This window comes from Halobacillus halophilus DSM 2266, assembly GCF_000284515.1.
Taxonomy (GTDB): Bacteria; Bacillota; Bacilli; order Bacillales; family Halobacillaceae; genus Halobacillus; species Halobacillus halophilus.
The window spans coordinates 2906054-2932328 of sequence record NC_017668.1; the positions used below are offsets into that span (position 1 = coordinate 2906054).

General features: G+C 39.8%; 27 protein-coding genes. 8 read left to right on the forward strand and 19 right to left on the reverse strand.

Features of this window, described 5'->3' with window-relative positions:
* Nucleotides 1-24: 24 nt before the first annotated feature.
* The 6 genes from HBHAL_RS14435 to HBHAL_RS14460 all read right to left on the reverse strand — a co-directional run bounded on the left by HBHAL_RS14435 (nt 25) and on the right by HBHAL_RS14460 (nt 6137).
* Entirely contained in the window at nt 25-1245 is a 1221-nt protein-coding gene (locus tag HBHAL_RS14435) for a hypothetical protein (protein ID WP_014644187.1), read from the reverse strand.
* Entirely contained in the window at nt 1242-2456 is a 1215-nt protein-coding gene (locus HBHAL_RS14440; RefSeq protein ID WP_014644188.1) for a DUF58 domain-containing protein, read from the reverse strand. Before HBHAL_RS14440 ends, HBHAL_RS14435 begins: the two co-directional genes overlap by 4 nt.
* Nucleotides 2453-3406 carry an AAA family ATPase gene (locus HBHAL_RS14445; RefSeq protein ID WP_014644189.1) on the reverse strand — a complete coding sequence of 318 codons (954 nt, stop codon included), beginning with the start codon at nt 3404-3406 and terminating at the stop codon, nt 2453-2455. Before HBHAL_RS14445 ends, HBHAL_RS14440 begins: the two co-directional genes overlap by 4 nt.
* Nucleotides 3407-3523: 117 nt before the next feature.
* Nucleotides 3524-4441, reverse strand: a complete 918-nt coding sequence (locus HBHAL_RS14450; protein WP_014644190.1) for a glycine betaine ABC transporter substrate-binding protein — start codon at nt 4439-4441, stop codon at nt 3524-3526.
* Between the two features lie 198 nt (nt 4442-4639).
* A complete protein-coding gene (locus HBHAL_RS14455) occupies nt 4640-4828 on the reverse strand; it encodes a YfhD family protein (protein ID WP_041601393.1) in 189 nt (62 codons plus the stop codon).
* Nucleotides 4829-4970: 142 nt separating this feature from the next.
* Nucleotides 4971-6137 (reverse strand): MFS transporter, encoded by a 1167-nt coding sequence (locus tag HBHAL_RS14460; RefSeq protein ID WP_014644192.1) that lies wholly within the window; start codon nt 6135-6137, stop codon nt 4971-4973.
* 148 nt (nt 6138-6285) lie between these two features.
* On the opposite strand from HBHAL_RS14460, the gene HBHAL_RS14465 reads away from it, so the two are divergent.
* Nucleotides 6286-7044, forward strand: a complete 759-nt coding sequence (locus HBHAL_RS14465) for a TrmB family transcriptional regulator (RefSeq protein WP_014644193.1) — start codon at nt 6286-6288, stop codon at nt 7042-7044.
* A gap of 46 nt (nt 7045-7090) precedes the next feature.
* Here the strand turns inward: HBHAL_RS14465 and HBHAL_RS14470 are convergent, their stop codons facing one another.
* Nucleotides 7091-7330, reverse strand: a complete 240-nt coding sequence (locus HBHAL_RS14470; protein WP_014644194.1) for a hypothetical protein — start codon at nt 7328-7330, stop codon at nt 7091-7093.
* 644 nt (nt 7331-7974) lie between these two features.
* Here HBHAL_RS14470 and HBHAL_RS14480 point away from each other — a divergent pair.
* On the forward strand, nt 7975-8784 hold the full coding sequence (locus HBHAL_RS14480; protein ID WP_014644196.1) for an alpha/beta fold hydrolase: 810 nt from the start codon (nt 7975-7977) through the stop codon (nt 8782-8784).
* Nucleotides 8785-8920: 136 nt separating this feature from the next.
* On the opposite strand, the gene HBHAL_RS14485 is transcribed toward HBHAL_RS14480, so the two are convergent.
* The 3 genes from HBHAL_RS14485 to HBHAL_RS14495 all read right to left on the reverse strand — a co-directional run bounded on the left by HBHAL_RS14485 (nt 8921) and on the right by HBHAL_RS14495 (nt 10187).
* Nucleotides 8921-9517, reverse strand: a complete 597-nt coding sequence (locus tag HBHAL_RS14485) for an RIO1 family regulatory kinase/ATPase domain-containing protein (RefSeq protein WP_014644197.1) — start codon at nt 9515-9517, stop codon at nt 8921-8923.
* 166 nt (nt 9518-9683) lie between these two features.
* Complete coding sequence (locus tag HBHAL_RS14490) at nt 9684-9941, reverse strand: alpha/beta-type small acid-soluble spore protein (protein ID WP_014644198.1); 258 nt, start codon at nt 9939-9941, stop codon at nt 9684-9686.
* A gap of 12 nt (nt 9942-9953) precedes the next feature.
* A complete protein-coding gene (locus HBHAL_RS14495; protein WP_014644199.1) occupies nt 9954-10187 on the reverse strand; it encodes a YozQ family protein in 234 nt (77 codons plus the stop codon).
* 132 nt (nt 10188-10319) lie between these two features.
* Here HBHAL_RS14495 and HBHAL_RS21750 point away from each other — a divergent pair, with 132 nt between their 5' ends.
* On the forward strand, nt 10320-10457 hold the full coding sequence (locus HBHAL_RS21750; protein WP_014644200.1) for a hypothetical protein: 138 nt from the start codon (nt 10320-10322) through the stop codon (nt 10455-10457).
* A gap of 17 nt (nt 10458-10474) precedes the next feature.
* Here the strand turns inward: HBHAL_RS21750 and hpaB are convergent, their stop codons facing one another.
* The 4 genes from hpaB to HBHAL_RS14515 form a co-directional block, all read right to left on the reverse strand.
* Nucleotides 10475-11911: a 4-hydroxyphenylacetate 3-monooxygenase, oxygenase component gene (gene hpaB / locus HBHAL_RS14500; RefSeq protein ID WP_014644201.1), complete on the reverse strand. Its 1437-nt coding sequence runs from the start codon at nt 11909-11911 to the stop codon at nt 10475-10477.
* Between the two features lie 119 nt (nt 11912-12030).
* Nucleotides 12031-13326: an isocitrate lyase gene (aceA, locus tag HBHAL_RS14505; RefSeq protein WP_014644202.1), complete on the reverse strand. Its 1296-nt coding sequence runs from the start codon at nt 13324-13326 to the stop codon at nt 12031-12033.
* Nucleotides 13327-13340: 14 nt separating this feature from the next.
* Entirely contained in the window at nt 13341-14933 is a 1593-nt protein-coding gene (gene aceB, locus HBHAL_RS14510) for a malate synthase A (RefSeq protein WP_014644203.1), read from the reverse strand.
* 425 nt (nt 14934-15358) lie between these two features.
* Nucleotides 15359-16291 (reverse strand): aldo/keto reductase, encoded by a 933-nt coding sequence (locus HBHAL_RS14515; RefSeq protein ID WP_014644204.1) that lies wholly within the window; start codon nt 16289-16291, stop codon nt 15359-15361.
* A 172-nt stretch (nt 16292-16463) separates the two neighbouring features.
* Between HBHAL_RS14515 and HBHAL_RS14520 the strand changes: the two genes are divergently transcribed.
* A complete protein-coding gene (locus tag HBHAL_RS14520; RefSeq protein WP_014644205.1) occupies nt 16464-16874 on the forward strand; it encodes a VOC family protein in 411 nt (136 codons plus the stop codon).
* Nucleotides 16875-16911: 37 nt separating this feature from the next.
* Here the strand turns inward: HBHAL_RS14520 and HBHAL_RS14525 are convergent, their stop codons facing one another.
* Nucleotides 16912-17487, reverse strand: coding sequence for a histidine phosphatase family protein (locus HBHAL_RS14525; protein ID WP_014644206.1), 576 nt, complete (start codon nt 17485-17487; stop codon nt 16912-16914).
* Nucleotides 17488-18393: 906 nt separating this feature from the next.
* Nucleotides 18394-20091, reverse strand: a complete 1698-nt coding sequence (gene ilvD / locus HBHAL_RS14530; RefSeq protein ID WP_014644207.1) for a dihydroxy-acid dehydratase — start codon at nt 20089-20091, stop codon at nt 18394-18396.
* A 393-nt stretch (nt 20092-20484) separates the two neighbouring features.
* Here ilvD and murB point away from each other — a divergent pair, with 393 nt between their 5' ends.
* Entirely contained in the window at nt 20485-21405 is a 921-nt protein-coding gene (gene murB / locus HBHAL_RS14535; RefSeq protein ID WP_014644208.1) for a UDP-N-acetylmuramate dehydrogenase, read from the forward strand.
* Between the two features lie 50 nt (nt 21406-21455).
* Here murB and HBHAL_RS14540 read toward each other — a convergent pair whose 3' ends face one another.
* Nucleotides 21456-22157: an SDR family NAD(P)-dependent oxidoreductase gene (locus HBHAL_RS14540; RefSeq protein WP_014644209.1), complete on the reverse strand. Its 702-nt coding sequence runs from the start codon at nt 22155-22157 to the stop codon at nt 21456-21458.
* A 375-nt stretch (nt 22158-22532) separates the two neighbouring features.
* Nucleotides 22533-23135, reverse strand: a complete 603-nt coding sequence (locus tag HBHAL_RS14545) for a YpjP family protein (protein ID WP_014644210.1) — start codon at nt 23133-23135, stop codon at nt 22533-22535.
* A 203-nt stretch (nt 23136-23338) separates the two neighbouring features.
* Between HBHAL_RS14545 and HBHAL_RS14550 the strand changes: the two genes are divergently transcribed.
* From HBHAL_RS14550 to HBHAL_RS14560, 3 genes are all read left to right on the forward strand, one after another.
* A complete protein-coding gene (locus HBHAL_RS14550; RefSeq protein ID WP_014644211.1) occupies nt 23339-23959 on the forward strand; it encodes a spore coat protein in 621 nt (206 codons plus the stop codon).
* A 124-nt stretch (nt 23960-24083) separates the two neighbouring features.
* Complete coding sequence (locus HBHAL_RS14555; RefSeq protein ID WP_014644212.1) at nt 24084-24830, forward strand: YqcI/YcgG family protein; 747 nt, start codon at nt 24084-24086, stop codon at nt 24828-24830.
* 52 nt (nt 24831-24882) lie between these two features.
* Nucleotides 24883-25821 carry an arginine deiminase family protein gene (locus HBHAL_RS14560; RefSeq protein ID WP_014644213.1) on the forward strand — a complete coding sequence of 313 codons (939 nt, stop codon included), beginning with the start codon at nt 24883-24885 and terminating at the stop codon, nt 25819-25821.
* Between the two features lie 77 nt (nt 25822-25898).
* On the opposite strand, the gene dhaM is transcribed toward HBHAL_RS14560, so the two are convergent.
* Nucleotides 25899-26273, reverse strand: coding sequence for a dihydroxyacetone kinase phosphoryl donor subunit DhaM (gene dhaM / locus HBHAL_RS14565; RefSeq protein ID WP_014644214.1), 375 nt, complete (start codon nt 26271-26273; stop codon nt 25899-25901).
* Nucleotides 26274-26275: the final 2 nt, after the last annotated feature.

Below are 26275 nucleotides of genomic sequence, written 5' to 3' on the forward strand. Positions count from 1 at the left end.
ACTCTATTCATATAATTTTAGTTGTTATTTTTTATTTTCTTTGGAAGCCAATTGTTTTTCCAATTCTCTGATTTCGTTATAAAAAAGGGATTCCTCTTCTTTTGACAGCTGTTCATTTCCATAGCGGACTTTTTGATATAAATGGATATTATTTGCCGTAATCCCAATCCGGTCAAACCATTTTTGGATGGGCTCATTATATTTACGGCCAAGCCCGCATTTTTGAGCATAGCGCTCAAATTGCAAGAAATGTTTTCTTACTGGACCGTCAGCAGGGCTTCGTTTAAATCTCCAAGCTGCTTCATGATCCTCGTCGCCATACTGAAGACCATAGCTCTTATAAGTTAACATTTGTCGATCTACTCGGTCAGTTCTTTTCTTGTTTCTTAAACGATACATAATATACAAAATGAGAATAATACCAACGATTAGCAAAATAACTGTTCCCGCCTGCGCAGCGTCAGCTAATTGCTGCGAGGGTTCACCGGCTTCTGAAGAAGGAGGTTCATTAGAATCACGAAACATTTCACTGCTATCCTGGTCTTGATTTAATTTCGCTAAAGGCTCAATTTCAGATACCTCAAATCCCGTAAGCTCTACTATAAAGAAAAACCCCTGTACTCCTTTTAAAAACACGATGGAAACTGCCTGCCATGAACTTGTAATTAATAACCTCAAAGGTTGGAATAAAGCTGCTAACGTAGATGCACCGGCGGCAAACCCAAATATCAGAAACACTATTTTCTTCTTTCCTTTTTTTCGATCACTTTTGGAGACCTCTATGTAATGAGAGAAAAAATAACCAAGAATAATCACACCGTACTGCAAGGCCAAAATTATGATAATCTCTATCTGGGCAAAGAAGAGCATACATACAAAAGCCATGATCGTTGTTAAAAAAAGCATAAATCTTTCGTTTTCCCGATCAGGTTCCTGCTCATGCAACAGATAACGCCAAACAAGAAAGCCGGAAAGCATGAGGCTAAACACCAGTGGAACTCCCATAACTACACCTATCCCAGCTAATAAAGCAGCTACAATAATGAAGGGAAGGAAGCTGGAAGATAGCTTGGACGCCCCGAGGAAGAATAAAAGTGACAAGATGACGACTGTTATAAAGGAGATAAGAGGTAGCTGAAGAGAAACCCAGCTCCATCTCCCCATAAGAAATAGAAAAAAGAAAAAAGCCAGACCTTCACTTACAAATTGATAGGACATGACAGTTAATTTATTACCACTAATCATACAGATGCTCCCCTATAAGAAAAAGGCACCAAGAAAGCTTGGCCGTCTTCTACTTGGACTTGGAATACTTTCATACCTTTCCGGCTCCATTTTCTAATGTATCGATAGGTATGTTCAGGTATATCCCCAACTATAATAATGGTTTTCTTCTTGTAGAGCTCATGATGTAATCGGTGCATTAGCTCTTCCACTGGCATAAATAACTGGTTAACTTGAATCCTCGCCAGTAACTCCAAAGAATCTTTCAATTGTTGATTTCCACTGCCTTCTGGCTGAAAAAAGAATGGTCTGTCATGCGGTCTCCTCATATTAATTAGCATTTCCAAATCGTAGTTATTCTGTGCAGCAAAATGACAAAGGTAACTGGCATAAGATAATAAGTTTTCTAAGTTTCTTGATATGTGTTCATTCCCAAGCCGGGTTTGCTGCGTTACATTTACAACGATTGTCCAGCTTATATCTACTTGGCGTTCAAAAACTTTAGTTTGCAGCGTGCCTGTTTTAGCACTTGCTTTCCAGTGGATACGATGAAACGGATCAGAAGATACATAATCCCTGGTTCCTACAGGAGTAAGTAAATCCTCAAACGGGGAAAATGAAGACCGTTGTTCACCAGGCGCTACTTGAAATACTTCTTCTATTCCATACACCGGCTTTTGAATAGGGTAAATCACGATCTCCGTCTCATAAAGCGGCAGGAAATCCATAGATATTGGAGAAAATTTAATTAAATGCGGAAAACGATACTGAATATCTGTAATCTTAGTAACCCCACGCTGCTCAGCTTTAATAGGAACTCTCACTTCCTTTTCCCCTTCGCTCATTAATGAAAGAGGGATTGAAAATAAATATCCTTTCGCACTCTCTCGAATAAAAGATTCATCAGCTTTAATGTTTGAGTTGCTTTGAAAAGATAACCGGCCGTTTAAAACAGGGGCTTTTGAATTATTTCTAAATCGAAAACGAAGCGATGTATCTTCTCCAGGAAATAACCTAATGGAAGTTCTATGATTAAACAGTTTCAGTGATGACCCGCTGTATCTGTCATACCATTTACTTGAAAGAGCAATAACTACAAGCAAACTTGTAGGTATCAGAAGGATGGATTGATCGAGAAAAAGACTTAATACTCCCGTCAATAAGATCATCGCTAAAAGAAAATCATAATACTTATGATTTTCATACCCAAGATCTTTCTTCCACTGTTTCACCGTGTATCTCCCGCTTCCACAGGTACGGGTACTTGTTCTATAATTTCACTTACCACTTGAGAATTCGTTTTACGAATTGAACCCTCCATTGAAAGGACAATGCGATGTTCAAAGACATAAGGAGCCAGTTCTTTAACATCCTCAGGAGTTACATAACTTCTCCCATTGAGTAATGCTTTTGCCTGACAGGCTCTCATAAAAACTAAGGCTCCACGAGTGCTTACTCCTAATTCAATATCGTGATTATGCCTGGTTAAACGTACAAGGTCCAATAAATAATTCATCGTATCCTCAGCAATCGTCATTTTTTTTACTTCTTCCCGCAAAGTCAGAATATCCTCAATATGAAGATCAGCCATTAACGTATGCATAGGTTCATCCATTTGGTAGGTACGCAGAATGTTTCTTTCTTCTTCGGCTGAGGGATAGCCCATATCTATCTTAAACATGAATCGATCGAGTTGGGCTTCTGGTAAAGGGAAGGTCCCCTGACTGCTCTCGATTGGGTTCTGAGTAGCGATTACAAATAATGGAGGAGTGATTTGTAACGTTTCTCCATCTACTGTCGTCTGTTTTTCTTCCATAACCTCCAAAAGACTGGACTGAGTTTTAGGCGTGGCACGATTTATTTCATCAGCCAATAGAATGTTCGTCATAACAGGGCCTTCTCGTAATTCAAATTCCTGAGTTTTCGGATTAAAAAATTGAATCCCTGTCACGTCACTGGGAAGCACATCCGGTGTAAATTGGACACGGCTGAACTTACCATCCATGATCTTCGCAAAACTCTTGGCCAGCTTTGTCTTACCTGACCCTGGAACACTTTCCAGCAGCACATGGCCATCTGCAAGTATTGCTGTAAATAACAACTCTATAACATCTCCCTTTCCTAATATCACCTGGTTAATGGATTCGTGCGCTTTCTTTACAGCCTCTGCTTTTATACCCAATCTTCATTTCCCCCTTATGTATATATACCTACCTAATCGTAACACATTTCTGATAATTCTATATGTGAACAAAAAACAACCTGTTCTCTAAAGAACAGGTTGTTTGTAAAGGGATCGTTATTCAGCTGTCCATTCATCAATGACATCCTGGTGTTCATCGATCCAGTTTTGGGCACCCTCTTCAGGTGTGTCTGCTTCGTTTAAAGCAGCCATCAGACTACCCAGCTGCTGGTCATCCATCTTAAAGTTGTCAAACCATTTTACAACTGTAGGGTTGTCTTCTTCCAAACCTTTACGGGCAGCATATGAAATATTTTCTGATTCACCATATACACCTTTTGTATCTTCAAGGAACTTAAGATCCATTTCTGCAAATACCCAGTGAGGTTTCCAAAGTGTTACCACAATTGGTTCTTCATCTTCAATGGCACCTTTAAGTTCTGTTGTCATTGTTGGGCCAGATGAAGCGGCCAGTGAATAGTCCAAGTCGTATTCATTAATGGCATCTTCCGTTAAGGACATCAGACTTGCACCGGCGTCAATTCCCACAATTTGTTTCTCATCTAATGCATCTGTCGTTTTTAAATCTTCTATCGTATTAATGTCTTCCATGTATGTTGGTACTACAAGGCCTAATTCTGTACCTTCATACCATGTTTCGCGCCAGTCAATATCTTCTTCATACTTATCATAGAAAGCTTTGTCTGTATTTGGGAGCCAGATTTCCATCCCAATGTCTAGATCTCCAGAAGAAAGGGCTTCATATAGGAATCCTTTTTCTACTTGTTTAAGCTCCACGTCATACCCTTTTTCTTCTAAAACAATTTTCCACATATTTGATACGGCTACGTTTTCAGCCCAGTTGTTCATACCAATACTGATAGAACCTTTTTCTTCAGTAGATTCACCGTTATCTGATCCACCATCACCATTTCCACCTTCAGCGTTCTCGGAGTCGTCTCCTCCACCACAAGCGGCAAGTACAAGCACGATACCTAAGAATAATGCAGGTAGCCATTTACGTAAATTACTCATTAAAATCCTCCTTTAGTATATTCCCTGATGACTTTAGTCTTGATTATATTTTCGTATTATAGCATAAACAATCTCAAGTTTAAACAATTTTAACTGTACAAATATTCTTTTCAGTTTTTACTAAATTAGTTTTAAAAGCTTGATATTTACCTCAGGACATCCAACATTTGGATGTCCTGAGGTAACAGTATATGGCATTTAATTATTTGATTTTTTGTGAGCGCGACGGTCAGCTGCTTTACTTCTTTCTAGAGCTTCCATATCTTCGCGATCGGCAATCTCTTCAGAAAATTCAACGTCAATACCCGGGTGCTTCTGATCTGTAGGTGTTTGAGGAAGTCGTTGTTTTCTCTTCCCTTTTCCACTGTTGTGTTCATCTCTTCCCATTAGCAATAACCCTCCTTTTGGTTGATCATTTCTATTATTTACAACTAAAATCTTTACTATTCTCTGGTCATATTAAAATGAAATAAAAAAACCCCAGGACCATCCATTTTCTGGATGACCTGAGGTGCTATTTCTTTCCATATTAATGCTGCTGGATAGTCTGTGTTTTCGAAATGCCTCTAGTAATTGAGAAACAGCTTGAAGCTAGAGCAAGAAGAATAAACAGTCCACCAACTGTAGCGTTATGAATAACTGAACTCTGCTCAATTACGATACCGCCTATAGTTGAACCTAAAGCAATTCCTAAATGAAGAGCAGAGTTGTTCAAACTTTGCTGGATATCAGAGGTTTCAGGAGCAGTGACTACTAGGTAGCTTTGCTGGGCCGGTGTGATTGCCCAGCTTAGGGAACTCCAGAAGACCATGACAATCAAGAATAAAGGTAATGAAAAAGTAACATAAGGAATGATAAAGATTGCTATAGCAAATAAAACAATAATACCTATAATGCTCTTTTCCGATCCCCATTTGTCTGCGGCCATACCGCCTATACCGCCACCGGACACTGCTGCCACACCAAAAATAAAGTAAGCAATACTTACCCACGCTGGATCCAGCCCTAAAGTCGTTTTTAAAAAAGGTGTCAGATACGCATATAAGGTCAGATGACCTGTTAAAAACAAGAAGGAGGTCATCTGGGCAGAAAAAATTTTCTTATCTTTCAAAGAGTGGATCTGTTCCTTAATTGAAATCACGGGCTTAGGCTTAATTCGTTCCAAAGAAAATGCCACAGCAATCATAGAGACTAATGTAAGGATCGAAATAAGTAAGAAAGGAACTCGCCATCCAAACGCATTACCAATGGTTAGACCTATTGGCACGCCCAAAACCAGTGATCCGCTAATTCCCATAAAAATAATACCGATAGCACGTCCCCGGTATTGATGCTCACTAATAGCAGACGCAATCGTGACTCCCAGAACTACTAACAAGGAACCGCTTGCTGCTGTCAGCACTCTTGCCGCCATAAGAATACCGTAAGAAGGACTCCAAAAAGCTATCATATTTCCTGTAAAAAAGATGAATAATGTCCATAACATTAACTTTTTTCTTTCTATTTTGGCTGTCGCTGTTAAGAGTATGGGGGAAGCCAAGGCAAAAACTAGCGAAAAGATTGTAATTAGTAATCCGGCCTGTCCCAAAGAAATACGTAAATCAGCAGCAACCAGGTCCAAGGTGCCGCCTATAATCAATTCAACCGTACCGACTACAAAAGCAACGATAGCCAGCATATAAACTTTTTTATTCATTCTTCTAAAACCCTCTCTAATTAGGTTACCACTACAATAGTAACCACTTACCTTTACAAAAACAAGAGAAAATATGCTAGTATATTTTACGCAACAACTTATTCCATGTATTCTTTAAGCAAGAAGGTATGGACAAGGGGAATCTATTATGTTACAAAAATTCGGTTTTACTCAATACGAAAGCCAAGTTTTTGAAGTATTATCCGCAAGTCATCAGCCCATGGACGCAAGCACGATTGTTAGATTTTCTCAAGTTCCCAAGTCAAAAGTTTATGAAGTGCTAAATCGAATGGTTGAAAAAGGACTCATTCTAAGTTCTTCCACGGATCGAAAAAAACTTTATAATGCTGTTCCGCTTGAAACAATTATTGAAAACCTGACAACTGAATTTGAAGCTAATGTGGAAGATCTTAGAAATAAGGAATACACCCACACTCCGATAGACGATCGTGTATGGACAGTCAAAAACAGCAGAACAATCTCGTCTCTAACAAAAGAATTAACGGAGAATGCGAACTCCAGCATTTACATATCAGGTTGGAATGAGCATTTAAAGGCTCTCACTCCACTGCTTGAACAGAAAAAAAATGAGGGTGTTACAGTAGAAATGCTGTCTGTAGGTGAACTGGAGAGTTCCATTCCACAAACTCATGTGTTAATACCGAATGAAGGACATGAAGCTCTTGAGAGATATCAATTATTGATAGTTGATGAGAAGGAGATATTGTTCGCAGGGATTGAGCAGGGGGAGTGGCAGGGGATCCAAACACTATCCAGATCTCTTGTTAAATTTTTCACTGAATTCTTTTACCACGACGTAGCCCTTACCGAAATTACAAAAAAATATGAAAACACTCTTATGGAGGATGAAAGTATCAAAAAAATCCTTATGAAACTGAGGTATTAAAAACACCTCCGGCCTCCTATCTTCAGGAGTACCCGAGGTGTAATCATTATACCTTTTCAACTATATAAGCTTTTTTCTCACGGAAATATTTTTCTCCGTCCTCAGCAGAATGTTCAAAGAACCCTTCAAATACGTCTACAACTTTATATTGGCGCTCAGGATCAGTAAACAATTGTGATTCATTGTTTGACAGAACAACCACATCGGTTGTAGAAACAAAGCTGTCTAATTCTTTTGCTAAATAGTTTTGACCTACTTCTACATTACTTAAACGATGTTGTGTCATTTCTTTATTCCACCTTTCATATATGGACGGTTTCCCCTTAAGTTGAGCTGTAAAACATAAGAAAGCTAATGAATACAGAATGATAATTAGAAAAGAAATTGCAGGCTGTATCTTATATTAAAATAATGCGAAGTTATCAAAGGGAGAGTTTTTCAAGATGTTCTTCCGGTTAGGTGCGGAAGATGACGCCATTACCTCTACTTTCAAACCATGGCAAACTAAGGCTGGCAAAATCAACAAATAACACTATTCGAACGTTCAGTTTGTAAAAGTCAAGCCGAAACTAAGACAGGGCAAGCTCCCTTTTATACCTAAGGAACTACGGGAATGTTCAATACGCTGAATTTAATAGAAGAGAAGCGGGTATATGTGTTAAGAAAGTAAAGGATTCATTACCTTCACAGCCTGACGTTTAATCCAGAAATGGATATCAACATTGCCTAGTTTGATCAGCAAACGAGGTGTAAAAGTATGAAAAGAGATTGAAAATGAAGGAATCTCTTGAAGATCATTTTCAATCCAAATAAAAAAAGAATGGAAAGCAAAGACCGGTCTCATGGTGTAACCTGTGATTATGATATAAAGAAGTCATATCAACTGTCTTTTATTACGACTTAGTCTTTTTAACAAATAGAGGTGTAAACTTGTTAGAATATAAAGTATTTAGTGAAGAACATACAAAACCATATGTACTTCTACTTCATGGAATAGGTGGAAGTGCCAATATCTTTTTCCCTCAAATTAAAGAATATAAAAAACATTTTAATGTCATCGCTATACATCTGCGAGGACACAAGGGGTCACCAAGTGTTTATTCAAACTCAAGCGCATTTTCTTTTAAAGAAGCGGCGAACGACGTTATTGAGGTTATGGATCAATTACGAATTAAGAAAGCGCATTTCGTTGGGGTGTCTCTTGGAACGGTTATCATTCACCAGTTGTTATCCATGGCCCCTAACCGCGTAGAAACTGCCGTAATGGGGGGAGCCATAACAAAAATGAACCTTATATCCAGGCTCCTTCTCTCTTTCGGAAAGCTAGCCAAGAATGTGATGCCATATTTATGGCTGTATTCTTTATTTGCACGAGTGCTGATGCCTAGAAAAAACCACAAAGAATCAAGGAATGCTTTCATAAAAGAAGCTTCCCAAATGAAACGAGCAGAGTTTTTAGGTTGGTATGATATAGCTCCTACGGTAGACACTACCTTTATGGATGTAGAAAAAACTGCTGGATCCATTCCTAAACTTTACCTCATGGGCAGCGGAGACCGTATGTTTAAAAAAGATACATGGAAAAATGTAAAGAATATGCCTAATACAACATGCCTTTTCATTCCTAATTCCGGACATGTCGTAAACTTGGACACCCCAGAGATTTTCAATAACTGTTCAATCTCCTATATGAAAACTAAAGGAAACATTCATGGCTCCCTATTAGAAGAAAAGACTTGAATTATTAGTTCACTAAAGGAGAAAGAGGTCCGGCAAAGCGGCTCTTTCTCCAATAAAAAGGTCATCCTGTGAATAAAATCAATTAAACTGAAACTATGTTACCTTTAAGGATATTACTCTTCCTCCCTAAAGCTTTTTAAATAGATAACAAACGTTTCCGATACAGCAGTATTATTAATTCTATTAATAATTTAGGAAATCGCTTAGGGAAAAACTTTCTCAAGTAAAACTTATAGTACGCTTTCTTCAAATCAGGCCAGTACTGACATTCATTAGGTTGAGTGAACCTTACCACATCAATTAGTACTACTTCGTTATTTCTAGTTAGCATAATATTTCTCAGATGTATATCACTCGGTGTTAAGCCCCGACTCCTCACATATGTTAATACTTCATCAACTTTACGTACCATCTCTGGAGTAATTCGTTTTCCAGTTCTAAGACAGTCATAAAAAGTTATACCTTCCACATACTCCATAATTAAATAGCCATCTCCAACTTCTTTTAAATGTGGAAAAAATACTCGGTTGGATAAACGATTATAGACCTCTGCTTCTCTGAATGCTAAATGCTGATGAGAAGGATAAAAGACTTTGATCACCTGATTGATGTTCTTCATTTTAAAAACGGCCGCACTGCGCCCCTGACCTACACACTCTAGTTCAACCGGAAAACTTACAATACGGTTATCTTTAAAAACAATTTCCTCGACCAGATCTTCTATCTTTTTCATAGTATCCCCTCTATGGAAAAACGTTTATTTATTACTCCCTATTATACCGGAGTTCACAAAAAAAGAATGAACTTTGCTTGTTCATTCTAAATTTACGCCACTATATCATTTTAGTGCTCAAATAAGAAAGCAGGAAGTCTTTTCTTCCTGCTTTCTTATTTGAGCATTATTTATTTTTTTCCATAAGTTCCTTCTGGGCTTGTCTAACTAATTCTTTTACCATTTGTCCCCCGATTGGTCCGCCGATCCCGCCAGCGTCCCGTGCACTTAAGTTTCCGTTATCATATCGGTTTAATGGTATGCCTTTTTCTTCTGCGACTTCAAACTTTGCATTTTCAGGAGTCTGGCTTTTCACCAGTCTTTGTTTCAAATCATCGAGGCCTTTTTGTGCCTCTGGAACTAATATCTTATTTTTTCTTGCCATATAAATAACTCCTTATTTCTTATACTTAGGAAAACGCTCTCGTGAAAGAGGTTTGCCTTCATGACTTATTACATTTCCATGCTGGTCTAATTGATCGATGTTACCGTCGATCGTTCCTTCTGTCATCGTGTCTGAAACTTGTTCGTGAGTGACTGAAAGCCCCTGCGATGTCTCATCATTTTTTTCGTAATCAGCCGGCTCATAACTGCGTTCAGCTATTTCTTCTATTTTTTGTTTTTTACTCAAGATAAATACCTCCTTTACTTGCTCTTAGTTTCTGCTCCTTTATTTAAATTCATTCGATGTCCTTTAAATGAAAAATTAGAGCGTGGATAAAATTATTTTTATCATCCAAACTATAGAAGGAGGTGTTAAACGATGAGCAAGAAAAGTAATGCCAATAAAAGAAAGGCTCCTAAAACGGTGAACCCTCAAGGTTTGACAGAGGATATCGCCGATCAGCAGCCAGATTCCCAATTTGAACAAAAAGCTAAAAAAAGTAATACTAAACGATAAAAGCTGACGCTTGCCCGTCAGCTTTCTTTTAGAAACCATGAAACTAACGAGATCGAAGGTTTTTCGTCATACATTTGATAAATGGTTTGAGAAATACGGATCGGATCTCCAAAAAAGAACCGTTCATAAAGTGTCTGTCTCGAACCGAACGAGCTCATGGTCAGATCCCATGCTAACCTGAATAACGCTACCCTATCCTTGCCTTTCCAATCCCCGGCTTTCAAGTAATGGTTTAATTCTTCACCTACACTTGAATCGAACGTTTCTTCTTGAGGAATAGTCATTAATCCGCTTGCACCTAGCAGTTGAATGATTTCAATCAATCGAGGGTACAATTCCTGAGTTTGATTAATCGCTACATATAGAGGCTCAACAGAGGGTACCATTGTTCCATTATTGTCCATTTCAGCCTGGCATTCTGAATAGTGGAGCAAAGCCTTTAAACTCTCCAAACCTTTTATAATTTCAACCACTTTAGCCTGAACATGCTGATAATCCCCTATATTAATGGTTGCCACAATTTGGTGAGCGATGCCTAACAGAAACTCTAATTTAACAATTTGTCTGGAAATAATCTGGTGGAGCGTGAACGGGACGAATTTACCTTTCTTATAAAAATTATCAGCCGCTCGTATATTATCATGCAGGAATACTCTCTCCCACGGAACAAGTACATCATCGAATATTACAACCGTATCCATTTCATCAAATTTAGAAGAGAGGGGGGAATTATAAGAGGAATGGCCATTACTGAAGGATTCCCGGCAAATATACTTCAATCCTTTAGTATTGCTGGGAATTGAAAAACCATAGGCGTGAGCGTTCTCTTGTATTCCGGGGGCAGAAAAAACAATGATTTGATCTGTCATGCCGCCCTGAGTGGCCAGCAGTTTTGCTCCTTGAATGATTAGCCCCGCTTTCGTTCGCCTCACGATACGGGCATTCGTTACATCTTCATCAAGAAAAGCCAGTTTCCCACGATTAGTCTGAGGATTTACAAACGTGTGCGTAAAGGTAAGATCTTGTTCACGCGCTTCCTCATAAATGGATAACAAACGATCCGGATAACAATTAGTTTCCCCTTTTAATAAATCTGCCGAAGCGGCAAAAGATGCAAGCACTGTATTCATATAGTCAGGACTCCGCCCTAATAAACCGCCGGAATGGCGTGCCCAGCATTGAATCATCTTTCTTCTTTTTTCAAGATCTTCTTTTGTTTTCGGAATTAAGTAAGAGGTACCAATCTTATTTCCAGTGGTATCTGACGTGAAAGTCAATTCTTCTGTATGATCAGGATGCAACTGCAAATCATAAAGCTCACCCTGAGTCTGGACTACTCCCTTAAATGCAGGATGACTTGATATTCTTCCCGCAACCCGTTCTCCGTCCAGCCAAACTTCAGCGTTTATCCGATCCACTCTTTCCTTGTACTCATCACCTGATATAGCAGGCATGTAATCACTCCCTTTGCTTCGTACACACAAAAACAGTAGATAACATACCTTATTACTTTGCGAAGATTATGTGAAAAATTTCCTACAAAAAGCCCACCTATTTAAGGTGGGCTTGAAGGTTAGGACTGAGATACCGTCTCCGTCGTAAACTGTTCGGATTCGGTAGAGCCTTTTAATGCCGTAGTGGACGACGTACCTCCTGAAATAATTTGAGCTACTTCATCAAAATAGCCGGTTCCTACTTCCCGCTGGTGGCGGGTAGCTGAATATCCGTAAACCTCACTGCTGAATTCCGCTTGCTGTAATTCAGAATAAGCTTCCATTCCGCGGTCTTTATATTGTCTCGCTAATTCGAACATACCATGATTAAGCGCGTGAAAACCTGCAAGAGTTACAAATTGAAACTTATAACCCATCTCACCAAGTGTCCGTTGAAAACTGGCAATTGTCTCGTCATCCAGTTTTTTCTTCCAATTAAAAGAAGGCGAACAATTGTAGGCAAGCAGTTTCCCAGGAAATTTTTCATGAATGGCTTCTGCAAATCTTCTTGCTTCTTCTATGTTTGGTTCCGAGGTTTCACACCATACTAAGTCTGCATAAGGAGCATAAGCTAACCCTCTTGCAATGGCCTGATCTATCCCCGCTTTCGTTTTATAAAAACCTTCTGCTGTTCTTTCTCCTGTAAGAAATTCCGCATCACTTCCATCCACATCACTTGTGATAAGATCCGCTGCATTCGCATCTGTTCGCGCTATAATAATAGTAGGAACGCCCATTACGTCCGCTGCAAAGCGTGCAGAGATTAAATTTCGAACAGCGGTTTGAGTAGGCAGCAGAACTTTTCCGCCAAGGTGGCCGCATTTCTTCTCTGAAGATAACTGATCTTCAAAGTGAACGGCCGATGCTCCTGCTTCTATCATTCCTTTCATTAATTCAAAAACGTTCAGCTGTCCCCCAAAACCCGCTTCTGCATCCGCAACAATAGGGGCGAACCAGTCAATATCATGCTTTCCTTCCATATGATGAATCTGGTCTGCACGCTGCAATGCCTGATTAATTCTTTTTACTACCTGAGGCACGCTGTTTGCAGGATACAAGCTTTGATCCGGGTACATGTGTCCCGACAAATTAGCGTCCGCTGCTACCTGCCAGCCACTCAGGTAAATAGCCTTAAGCCCGGCTTTTACTTGCTGCATAGCCTGGTTACCGGTTAAAGCACCCAGAGCGTGAACATAGTCTTCTTCATGTAGAAGGTTCCACAATTTTTCGGCACCTTTTTCAGCGAGTGTATGTTGGATATCCATAGACCCTCTTAATCGGATAACGTCTTCCGGCTCATATGGACGCAACACACTGCTCCAACGTTCTTCTTCCTGCCACTTATTTCTTAGTTTTTCTACTCTCTCATTCATCATTCCGCTCATCCCCCTCAAGATAACTGCTCATAAGCTTTAATGGTTAAAAAGTCTTCAAACTCATCATTTCTAATTAAGCTATCGAATAGTTTTTCAGCTTCTTTATAGGGCCTCTTTTTGAAAAAATCCTCCCCTACTTCTTGCCGGATAGCCTCCATTTCTTCTTCTTTTAACTTATCGTAAAGTTCAAAAGTAATTGTACGTCCGTCATTCAATGTACCTTTTGGATGACGGATCCACTGCCAAACTTGAGCCCTTGATATTTCAGCTGTTGCAGCATCTTCCATCAAATGATGAATCGGCGCAGCTCCTGTACCAGCGAGCCATGAGGCAATGTACTGAATCCCCACATTAATATTTGTGCGTAATCCCTCTTCGGTAATTTCCCCTTGAGGAACTTCCAGTAAGTCTGCTGCTGAAACTGTAATCTTTTCTTTCGTTTTACTGATTTGATTGGGTTCCGGCATTTCCTCATTGAATACGTCCATAGCCGCCTGAACCATTCCAGGATGAGCCACCCAAGTCCCATCGTGACCGTCCTGAACTTCTCGTTTCTTATCAGCTATTACTTTTTGAAAAGCAGCTTCATTCTTGGATGGATCATTTTTTACTGGTATTTGAGCTGCCATCCCCCCGATCGCAGGAGCGCCACGTTTATGACAAGTTTGAATGGTCAATAGCGAATAAGCACGCATAAATGGAACGGTCATCGTTACTTCTGAACGGTCCGGAAGTATCATTGATGGATCATGACGGAATTTCTTTAAGAAACTGAAGATATAATCCCAGCGTCCGCAGTTAAGACCTGCCGAGTGTTCCTTTAATTCATACAATATTTCATCCATTTCATAAGCGGCGAGGATCGTTTCCAATAATACTGTTGCTCTGATAGTGCCTTGAGGAATGTTCATGTAGTTCTGAGCGTAAACAAAAATATCGTTCCATAATCGCGCTTCCTTATGATTCTCCAGTTTAGGTAAATAAAAGTATGGACCCGAACCGTTCTTTATAAGCTGTTTAGCGTTGTGGAAGAAATACAAGCCGAAGTCAACCAGGCTTCCAGAAATCGCTTTATTTTGATAGGTTAAGTGCTTTTCCTCCAAGTGCCAGCCTCTCGGTCGTACCATAAGTACAGCAGTTTGTTCGCCCAGCTGATACAATTTTCCTTTTTCATTTTGAAAAGTAATGGTTTTCTGAATCGCGTCCCGCAAATTAATCTGCCCGTGAATCGTATTCGACCACGTCGGCGAGTTGGCATCCTCAAAGTCTGCCATAAATACTTTTGCTCCAGAATTCAGACCATTAATGACCATCTTACGATCAACGGGACCGGTAATTTCTACCCTTCGATCTTTTAAATCTTTTGGCAGATCACTTATCTGCCAGTTCCCTTGGCGGATACATTCCGTTTCTTTAAGAAAACCTGGTCTTTCCCCGCGATCTAACTTTGATTGAATTTCTTCCCTTTTTTCTAATAATTGCTTTCGTCTCTCTTCGAAGTGTAGATGTAAAGATTCTAGAAAATCCAGAGCTTCTTGGTTTAATATTTCTTCAAAACCTGGATCAAGGTGGCCTTCCACCTTGATTCCGGATAACTTTGTTTCCATTACGAACCCCCTCTTTTTGTTATATATAAGTTATATAATATATTATTTGTTATATAACAGTAATGGCATAATTTCATTCAGCTTTCTTAGATAGACACCGATCGCATTCCATCATGTAAGTATAATGATGACCCTTCACCTCAGCACCACATTGCGGACATGGAACAGAAACCGTTTGATTTTTCTTATTCATTATTAAATTCCTCCTTTTTTGTATAACAGTATTATTAACCTTTAACTGTTATGATACAGTTTACGATGTAATAACTTGTTTTGCAACAGTTTTTTGAAAATTCTATACAAATAGGCAGATGATGTAAAATAGATCACCCTCAAAACCCGGGAAATATCGGGTTTCATTAGCTATATGGATCTCTAAATTTTCAACAGCCTAAAAATGCCTGCCAAGAATGGCAGGCATTTTATTAAGCAAAAATTTCGTGTATTTTCTTTACTTCCTCTGAAGATAGCTCTACATCCAGTGTTTTTAAGTTGTTTGTTACTTGGTCTACTTTTTTAGCACCCGGGATCACAGCATCAAGCGAGTCCTGAGTTAAATACCAAGCTAGCACAAGGTTTGGAACCTCTACATTTTTAGAGTGTGCTATCTCTTTAAGCTGCTCGACTTTCTGCAAATTCTTTCTATATTCTTCGCCCTGGAACAACGGGTTTTTGGCACGAAAATCACCGAATGTTGTATCTTCGTTATATTTCCCTGTTAGCAGTCCAGAAGCAAATGGGAAATAAGGTACAAAGGAAATTCCATTCTCGGCTGTGTAAGGAAGCATCTCCTTTTCTGCTTCTCGTTTAAACAGATTGTATTCTCCCTGAATTACGTCTACATATCCATCTTTATCCGCTTCTTTCAACTGATCGACTGAAAAGTTCGACACTCCTATGGAACGAATTTTACCTTGATCCTTCATTTCTTTCAAAGCTCCCACAGCTTCATCTTTTGGTGTATGATCATCTGGAAAATGTATATAAAATAAATCAATGTAGTCTGTCTGAAGACGATCCAAACTTTCTTCCACAGCCTTTTTTAGAAAAGAAGGCGAGTTGTTAAAAACAACATCTTCCCCTTTAAATTCATGTGCACCTTTAGTGGCTAGTACGACCTCCTCACGGTTTCCCTGCTCTTTGATAACTTGACCAACTAATTCCTCAGAACGTTTTGGACCATAAATAAAAGCTGTATCTAAGAAGTTCATATTATGCTCAAGCGCCGTACGCACCACATCTTTTCCAGCTTCTTCATCAAGATTCGGATATATGTTATGACCGCCTACAGCGTTGGTACCCAATCCTATTGGATTGACGGATAAACCTGATTTGCCGAGGTTCACCAATTTGTCCATTATTCTCATCTCCTTTATAAATTCTTCTATTCTCATACCACGTTATTATAAAAAAGAAACACCACACTGGCTTTTAAGCACATCCACTGAAACTATTGAAAAAAGAGTGACTTCCACGCTTTATATCGATTATAGTTAAAACAGATTGAACACTTCACATAGGAGGGATCAAATGAAATATCAAGTCACCCCATACTTCACCTTTAATGGTGATGCTGCAGAAGCTTTGGACTATTACACTCAGGTCTTTCAAGGAGAAGTTACTGCCAGACAAACCTTTGGGGATGCTGATTTTGAAACACCTGAAGGTATGGAAAACCGCATCATGCATGCACATTTTCAGAAGGATAGCTTTTCCTTTATGGTTTCAGATTCTTTTCGTGAAAACTCCATAACTATAGGAAATAATATTTCCCTGGCGCTTGAACTTGAAAATAAGGATGAGATCCAGATTCTTTACGATCGTCTGAAAGAAAAAGGTATAGTACTTATGGAACTACAAGACACATTTTGGAATGCTACTTTTGCAAAAGTAAAAGATCACTACGGAATCATTTGGGATTTAAACTACTCTCATGAATAACAAAAAAAGAGCGGCTCGAAAGTAGAGCCGTTCTTTTTTAGATCTCTAAATGTTTTGTACAATTAAACAATTCACAAGACCACTGACCTTGTTCTAATGTAACTTCTGTGATGGAAGTATTTTTCATATGTTCTTTACGTATTTTCACAGGATCAAGTTCGCTTACTAAATGACTGATTAAAGCACCATGACTAACCACTAAAATATTTTTCCCGGTATTTTTTTTCACCAGCTCATTAATGACAGACATCCCTCGTTCCTTAATTCTTTCTTTTTTCTCAATTCCTAGGTCGAGCTCCCGCCAGCCGCTTCCCCATTTTTCAATTCTTTCTTCCTCAGTTGTTCCTTCAATTAGACCGCCGTCCACCTCCTGCAGGCGGATATCATAACTGATTTCCAAGCCCAGCCGATTGGAAATAATCTGTGCCGTTTGAGCAGCTCTCTTTAATGGACTTGTGTATAACACTTCCCATTCTTCTGTATGTAAACGCTCCGCAAGCTTTTCAGCATCACTTATTCCTTCTTGGTTTAAAGGTATGTCCGACTTTCCCTGAGCACGTTTTTCTTTATTCCAAGGTGTACTTCCATGACGGATCAATCCTATTTTAGTCATTTTATCTCACTACCTCCTTATCATTGCTCTGTAAAATCTCAGGGTTAGTAATTAAAGAAAAGCTCCCGTTTGTTTAAAACTCAGTTTCGAGACATTGGAGGAGTGGAAGGTCCTCCGGGGGACGATTTCGCTTTCCGCGGGCATGAGGTGAGCTTCCTCGGGCTTAACAGCCCTGCGGGATCTCACCGATCATGTTCATCCCGCTCTTACCCTTTAGGAAGTTGCAAACGTCAATCATGTCCTAAACGACATGTAGTGCTCTCCAGCTCCAGCACCTAGCGGCTAGTGAGACTTCCCTCACTTCTGTACGATAAGGCAACATCGAATCGCTCCGCTCTTCGTGTTTTCTTTATCTCCGCCAGCTCAGTCCAGTCCATACGCCGCTGAGCAAGGTGCTTACGCTTTTAACCTAGGAGTCTACATCGTCCCCCCTCCGTACCTGCCAAATCAGAATCTCGAAACCATTTAAGACGTCGATGGGTTGATGAGAAAAAAGCATGTAATCATGACGCTATTTTTATTCTGTAACGATGTGAAATAGCCTGTCATAAAAGCATTTAGGACCGATTAAAAAGGAGAGCATTCTCTCTTATAAAAGCGTCCGTTATTCTCACTCGGCTGGGTTGGTGGGGAAATGACGAGACTCCCATGGGAGAGGGAACTAGGTGAGATCCCGCAGGCAGTGAAACGAGCGAGGAAGTTCACCGTTCCCCCATAGGAAAGCGAGTTATTTCCCCACCATCCCTATACCTATTAAGTAACGGACCCCGATTTATATCGAAACTGAGTCTTACACAATCCGGATCTATTGCTTAATAAGACTTTTATCAAGAATTAACACCACCGTTTAACAGCGCCAAATATTATAAAAAAGGGCAGCTTACAAAGCCGCCCTTTCAAAAAATATTATTCCAAGTCTGCGTCTGTTACTGCTCCTTTTGCTGAAGAAGACACTAATTTAGCATATTTTGCTAAGATACCTGTTTTATATTTAAGCGCAGGTTTTTGCCATTCTTGTTTTCTGCGTTTAAATTCTTCATCAGAAACATCAAAGTTAATTTGCTGCACGTCACTGTCGATGGTAATCGTATCTCCTTCCTTCAGAATACCAATAGGTCCTCCAAGGGCAGCTTCCGGAGCTACGTGTCCAATCACGAAACCATGTGATCCCCCTGAGAAACGTCCATCTGTAAGCAAGGCCACTTTACCTCCAAGTCCTTTTCCAACGATCATAGCTGTAATGGATAGCATTTCAGGCATTCCTGGACCGCCTCTAGGACCAACATTTCGGATGACGAGCACGTCTCCCTCTTTAATTTCGTCATCTACGATAGCCTTTGTAGCTTCTGCTTCACTATCATAAACCCGAGCAGGTCCTTCAAATCGGCTGATCTTTTGACCAGACATTTTTGCGACCGCCCCTTCAGGTGCAAGGTTTCCTTTGAGAACTACAAGCGGCCCGTTTGGTTTAATCGGTTTATCCAAAGGAAGAATTACTTTCTGACCTTCTTTTAATGCTGGAGCTTCTGCGAGGTTTTCAGCCACAGTTTTGCCTGTAACTGTGAGACAATCTCCATTCAAGAGTCCGTTTTCATGTAGAAGCTTCATAACGGCTGGAACACCACCACTTTCATAAAGGTCCTGCATGACATATTTTCCACTAGGTTTCATATCAGCTATATGAGGGACCTCCTGGCGTACTCTTTCAAAATCATCCAGCGTCAAATCGACTCCTGCCGAATGAGCCATCGCAAGCAGGTGTAGGAAAGCATTCGTGGATCCTCCTAAAGCCATTACAACTGTAATCGCGTTTTCGAATGCTTCTTTAGTCATAATATCTCTAGGGTAAATGCCCTTTTCTAAAAGATCTACCACTAATTCTCCAGCTTGTTTACATTCTTGCTCTTTATAATCATTCACAGCAGGTGTTGAAGAAGAACCAGGGATACTCATTCCAAGAGCCTCTACAGCCGAAGCCATTGTATTGGCAGTGTACATTCCTCCGCATGCACCTGCACCTGGGCACGCATTACACTCTACCTTATGAAGTTCTTCATCATTAATCTGACCTTCATGATACTTACCAACGGCTTCAAAAGAAGATACGATATCAATATCCTCCCCATTCAGCTTACCTGGTTGAATAGTCCCTCCATATACATAGACGGAAGGAATATTCATACGTCCTATGGACATTAAACATCCAGGCGTGGTTTTATCACATCCTCCAATCGCCACAATACCGTCGAGACGTTCAGCATTCGTCACGGTTTCAATTGAATCTGCAATGACTTCACGGCTTGGAAGAGAGTAGAACATTCCTTCATGTCCCATAGCAATTCCATCGGAAACCGTAATCGTGTTAAAAATCATAGGAGCTCCGCCATTATCACGGGCGCCATTTTTGGCTTCGCGAGCCAGCCGATCAATATGTACGTTGCAAGGCGTAACCTCACTCCATGTACTGGCAATTCCAATCATCGGCTTTTTGAAGTCCTCGTCCGTAAAACCTACAGCTCTAAGCATAGAACGGTTAGGGACACGATTAACTCCTTCACTGATGACTTTACTATTAATTCTTAGATCTTTTTTGGATTGATCCATCTCCTGCACCCCTTATCTTTTTGTTTGTCGATTTTTGAAACAACTTATTATGATGATACTAACTAGGATGATTAAAGGCAATGACTTTTCTGAAAATATAAAACTTTCTTTTAATATAAAGCGCTTTCTTTTTTGGGCAACTCCACATTTGATGAATAATTTGGTAAACCATCAAAATCTGCACACATTCTTCGGAAATTCGTTACAAATTTCATTCTCAAAGTATGATAAAATAAGGAGCATGTGGGAAATACGGAACGTAAATGACTTTGTAAACTTTTTACCCAATTGACATAAACTATGTGTAGATAAGTTTATCCTTTAACCCTTCAATTTATTTAAGGGATTTAAGGCAGAATTATAGAAAAACAACTATAAATGGGACTGGTGTTCATGGAAACTAAAGAAAAAATCTATAATAAATTATTAAAGCTTGTTAAAAAAGACAACGTGAAGGTTAATGAGAGGTTAAAAGACCACTTATATACGAAACTTGGAGGCAAAGCTGATTTTTTCATTACTCCGACTACTTTTCAAGAAGTTCAGAACGTAGTCAAGCTATCCAACGAAGATAATATTCCTTTCACTCTGCTTGGGAACGGTTCCAACCTGATTATTAAAGATGGAGGGATTCGTGGAATTGTTATTAATTTAAAACACTTAAACGATATATCCTCTGAAGGCAATACCGTGGTCGCCCAGAGCGGTGCAAGGATTATTGACGCCTCCAGGCACGCCTTAAAGCAAAGCCTTTCAGGACTTGAGTTTGCCTGTGGTATACCGGGGACGGTTGGTGGTGCATTGTATATGAATGCAGGAGCCTACGGCGGTGAAATCAAGGATGTCCTGGATTATGCATATGTAGTAGATAAAGAAGGTAACCTTGTGAAAAGACTGGCTTCCGAATTGAACCTTGATTATCGTACGAGTAACATTCCTGAGAATGGAGACATTGTACTCGAAGCCACTTTCAACTTAAAGCCTGCATCTTATGAGGATATTAAAGCTACTATGGATGATTTAACGTTTAAAAGGGAATCCAAACAGCCCCTTGAATATCCTTCGTGCGGCAGTGTATTCAAGCGTCCGCCTGGATATTTTGCCGGCAAGCTAATTCAGGATAGTAAACTTCAAGGAACGAATATCGGCGGAGCTGAGGTTTCAACGAAACACGCTGGATTCATTGTTAATAAAAATAATGCCTCCACTACGGATTACATTTCTTTAATCGAACACGTCCAACGAACTGTGAAGGATAAATTTGGCGTAGATTTAGAGAGAGAAGTTCGAATCATTGGTGAAGACTCTGACTAACTAAAAAGGATTCAGTCTGTGGACTGAATCCTTTTCTTTATTTTACTTCTTTAAAACTCCAGTTCCTCACGATCCCTGAAAAACTTCCCATTTGGTCCGTCTTCTTCTAGTTGAGCAAGCCAAAGAATCCCTTCCATTGCCTGCTCCGGTTCTCGCTTAGCTTTTTCTCCCCCTAGATCCGTTTTAACCCAGCACGGGCTCACTGAGTTCACTTTTATATTTTTTCTTCTTGCTGCTCCTGCAAATAATCTAGTCAGTCCATTAAGCCCATATTTAGAAGCTTTATAAGCTCCCGCCATGGGCGCATCCATCGCCTTGTTAACACCCATTTCTGCTGCAAGGTTAACAATGCGGCCATAATTATTCTCTACCATAACTGGCATCAAAGTACTCATCATAAAGTAAGGTCCAAAATAATTGGTCAGGTAGATATCTTCGAATGTGACGGTATCAATTTCCAATATGGAACTTTTCTTATCTGAAAAAATCCCTGCATTGTTTATAAGTACGTCAATTTTTCCATCTTGTTCTATAATTTGATCTTTCACTTGACCAATCTTATCCGGCTGAGCAACGTCGAGGAAGATATAGTGCACGTCCCCCCCTTCTTCTAGCAGTTTTCCTGCTGCTTTCTCCCCTTTTTCTTCATTTCTTGCCCCTAGCCACACCTTAAACCCCTGCTGAGCAAGCTGCCTGCAGGTCTCAAATCCTAATCCGCGGTTCGCACCAGTCACGATTGCAATTTTAGACATTCTTCTCCTCCTTCATCACATGGTGTTATCTTTATTCCCATAATGAGAGGATAGATGAACGTTGCAATCGATTTTCGATGTGCCTTTGGGCGTAATAAGCCACCTTAAGCTAAAAAAGACTAACCTATCCTAAAAAGTCAGTCTTTCTCAATTTATTCAATCTGACAATAACACCTGGTATATGACACTCATGGTTTCCAGTTCTCCATGCCTAGCATGTAATCTCCCATTCTGATCAAACCTTTTTGTGATTGCATGTCAGCGTAGAGCAGAGAGTACAGTCAAAGGATCCAGATTTATCATCATTTAATTGGAGCAAACTAACACAACATAATAAAAAAAACGGTCCTACTGACAGGACCGCTTAGTTATCTCTTATGACATCCATTTTGGAGGAGTGTTTTTCTCCCAGTAAATTTCTCCAATAAAGTGGTGTTTGGTAAAGTTATCCTCGCTTAAGTGATAATGAAAATTGAACCAGTATCCTTCACCAGGCCGTTTATCACGACGCACGTGGAAACGGGCCTCTTCTTCATTGGTTCGATGATTATATAAGTTAAAAATTTTCTCTCCATATCCCGGAGTAAGCTGCTCTGTTATTTCATAATAGGGAGCTTGTTCATCAGATTTAGTAAGAAGCATCCCCACGACTTCTTCAATTTTAGGAAGAATTTCTTCCGTCATTTCAGCATCAATTTTATCAAGTATTTTAGGTCCCATTTTTGTAATCGTTTGTTCTTTTGCCTGGGCCATAATAATATCAATCGGATCTTCATCCTGCTTTTCTGGTTCCTTAGAAATTTCCTCACTAAGAGGTTTCTCCTCAATAGATAGAGGTAACTCTTTTTCTTCACTAGAATCTTCGGAAGTCACTTCTTTTTCTGCTGACTCAGCAGCAAGTTCTGTCGGAGGTATATATAAACCTAACGTAAGTACGGATATTAATATAACAAATAATTTTCTGCCCCATAATTTCATAAAAAATTAACTCCTTTATTTAGGCTCCTCTTAGATTTTATCATTTCAAACAGGAAAGTCTATATGGAAACGCAAACAATTTCGAATATTTAATGAAGATCAGGATAAGTGTTCAGCTATTTGACTTTTATGTACATGGTTTATTTATCAAGGGGCACCCTTAAAGGTGAAACCTACTTTATTATTTAACTGGAGGAAAAGTCATGCAATCTCAAAACCAAACGCAACCAAATCAGGCTATGCAGCCTAATATGGCCCCGAATCAGAATCAAAATCACGGCGGTCATGAATTGTTCGACGCTCACGAGGTGATAGCTGGGATGATCAGCATGCTGGATCAATATCAGATGTATGATCAGCACATTCAAGACCAGGAATTAAAAGACATGTTACACCGTCAATCCACTTTCGTTACCCAGATGTACAATACTGTTGTACAAAGCTTTCAAACTGGGCAGGATCCAAAAATGCCGACCCAGCAATATAAGATGCAACAGAACAACAATGCCGTGTATGGTCTTAAACTTGGGCAGCCTAAAAAGCCAAACCAGTCCGTTCAAGAGCTTTCCGATCAGGGCTTATCTGCTTATATGCTGGGCCAGACTAAATCGTTAGCTTCTCTACTAACCATGACGGCCCTGGAAATGACAAACCCTGTTCTTCGTCGTGTCATTGCTGACAGTGTCCCTAACTTCATTGAGATGAGTTATGAAATATTCCTTTATCAAAATAAAAATGGATACTATCAAGTCCCTCAATTAAACCAACAGGATATGAACCAAATGCTTCAAAGCTATCAGCCGGCTCCACCACAAACGCATTAATAATAGCAAGAAAGCTGGAGGCTGATTTCTCGCACTCCAGCTTTTTTCATCTTCTCTAGACAAACACACTTCCTCCGCTCCTTAAATATGCTACTTGTAACCTACTGTTAAGGAGGGCGTGCAAGTGAAATTATTAACGAAAACCTGGATAGAGGAACATTTACCTCATTTAGCCTCATGGAAACAAAGCGCCTTTAAAGATTTTTCTACCATGATGAATGAAAAAGAACATCTCTACCCTTGTGTCCCAGGTAAACAGGGGTTTAACTCTGACTCCCTACGCTTTGGTTTTGCAGATAGTCCTGTCTCACCTCATGCACACAAGCAAGCAGCTGAGTATTTAAGACAATACAGTGAAGTTTCAAGAGGCACTGGAAAATACGCATCCCTTGTTCTATTCTTCAACACAGAAAAACAGCAAGGGGATATAGAGTGCTATCAGGATCTCTTTTGGAAGATCTTAAATAATATTCATGCTTATGACGAAAAGTCCTGGCCTGAACACATCCCTTTAGATCCTGCTCAAAGCGCTTGGGAATTCTGCTTTCATGGAGAACCTTACTTTGTTTTTTGTGCAACTCCAGCACATCTAAATAGAAAAAGTCGTTTTTTTCCTTATTTACTTCTTGCCTTTCAGCCCCGCTTTGTATTTGATGAGATCAATAGTGAGACCTCTCAAGGCCGAAAGTTAAAAAATATTATTCGCACGCGCCTGAAAAACTACGATAATGCCCCCATCCATCCAGATTTAAAATGGTACGGAGAGGACACTAATCTCGAATGGAAGCAATATTTTTTAAAAGACGATAATTCCTCTCTTTCGAAATGCCCTTTCAGCGGGAATAAGCCAACTCCACCCACCAGGGAATGATAATTCAAAGGAGGGAAATAGTATAAAGAGATATATAAAGGAGTCACCGATCATGAAGCTGCCCATACACTGTTGGAATGAATATGATGAATTAAAGACGGTAGTGGTCTGTTCACCGTCTGTATTAGAGATCCCTGATCAACAAACGGCTGAAAACGTTCAATGGCTGGAACCTTTTGATCCAGCAAAAATAGTTCACCAATTCGAAACGCTGGTTCACTCAATGAAACAAGAAGGCGTCCAGGTTATCGATTATTCAGAATACTTATCACCGGAGGACCGATACTTTAATCAACAGCTAGTTAGCCGAATCTTTGTCCGGGATTTAGCTTGTGCATTTGGTCGTACCCTTCTTCCCGGTAAAGCCGGCACTTCAATGAGAAAACCTGAATACGCCCATAGCCATAGTGTATTTCAAAAGTGGTGGGATGAACGTACATTTCCACTGCAAGCAAATAATAAGTGGAATTCTTTGGAATATGGAGATGTCATTGTATTAAGCGAGGATGCTGTTTTAATTAATGCCGGACTACGGACCAGTATGGAATCTATGGATGATATACAACGTCAAATCAGAAGAGCAGGTTTTTCAGAAATCGGCGTCATCGACTTGCCACGCAGGCCCGATACACTCCATTTAGATATGAATTGTAATGTAGCAGGTGAACGACTGCTTCTAACTAAGAATTATCTACGCTATTTTCCTATTGAAGTTCTGGACGGCCAAAGCCGTTACTGTATGTTTCATGAATTCATTGAACGTCATGGATTTACAGTAATCTGGACGGATAAAGTTAATAATACTGTTCCTGACATTAATTTTCTTACCCTTAACCCGGAGACTATACTTGTAAGCAAACAACTGAACAGAAAGATTATTCATCAATTTCCTGATCTGCGCAAAAAAAATCTAATTGAAATAGAAATCTCCGAATTAGAAAAAGGAGGAGGAGGAATCCGCTGCATGACTCTTCCGTTGGAGAGAAGGTAAATGGACAAGCCCGAGATATTTCTCAATAAAACTTTCAAGCCAGGCAGGGAAGTAATTCCTGCCTGGCTTGATTGCCTCTAATTAAATTCTTTATTTAGTGAAACAAAGATCTCTTCCACACTTTTCCCTACACTGGATTCCACGGCAGCAAGATAAGCTCCTTCCAAAATCGGGGCAGAAGCAAGATGAACATTCTCAAAACCAAGCGTCTCAATCGCCATCTCGGCATTCATTTGAGCACTTCCAATATCATAAAAAACAATTGTTCCTTTTTCATTGTGTATGTTTTCAATAGCCGTTTGTATCCGCTCGAAGTTGGTACCAATTTCTCCACCTTCCAAGCCCCCGGCTGCTTCCACAGGGATTTCCCCCACTACCTGCTGTAAAATTTCACAAATTCCCGCAGCAGCTTTTTCACTGTGGGAAACCAGTACAATTCCAACATGTTCCATGG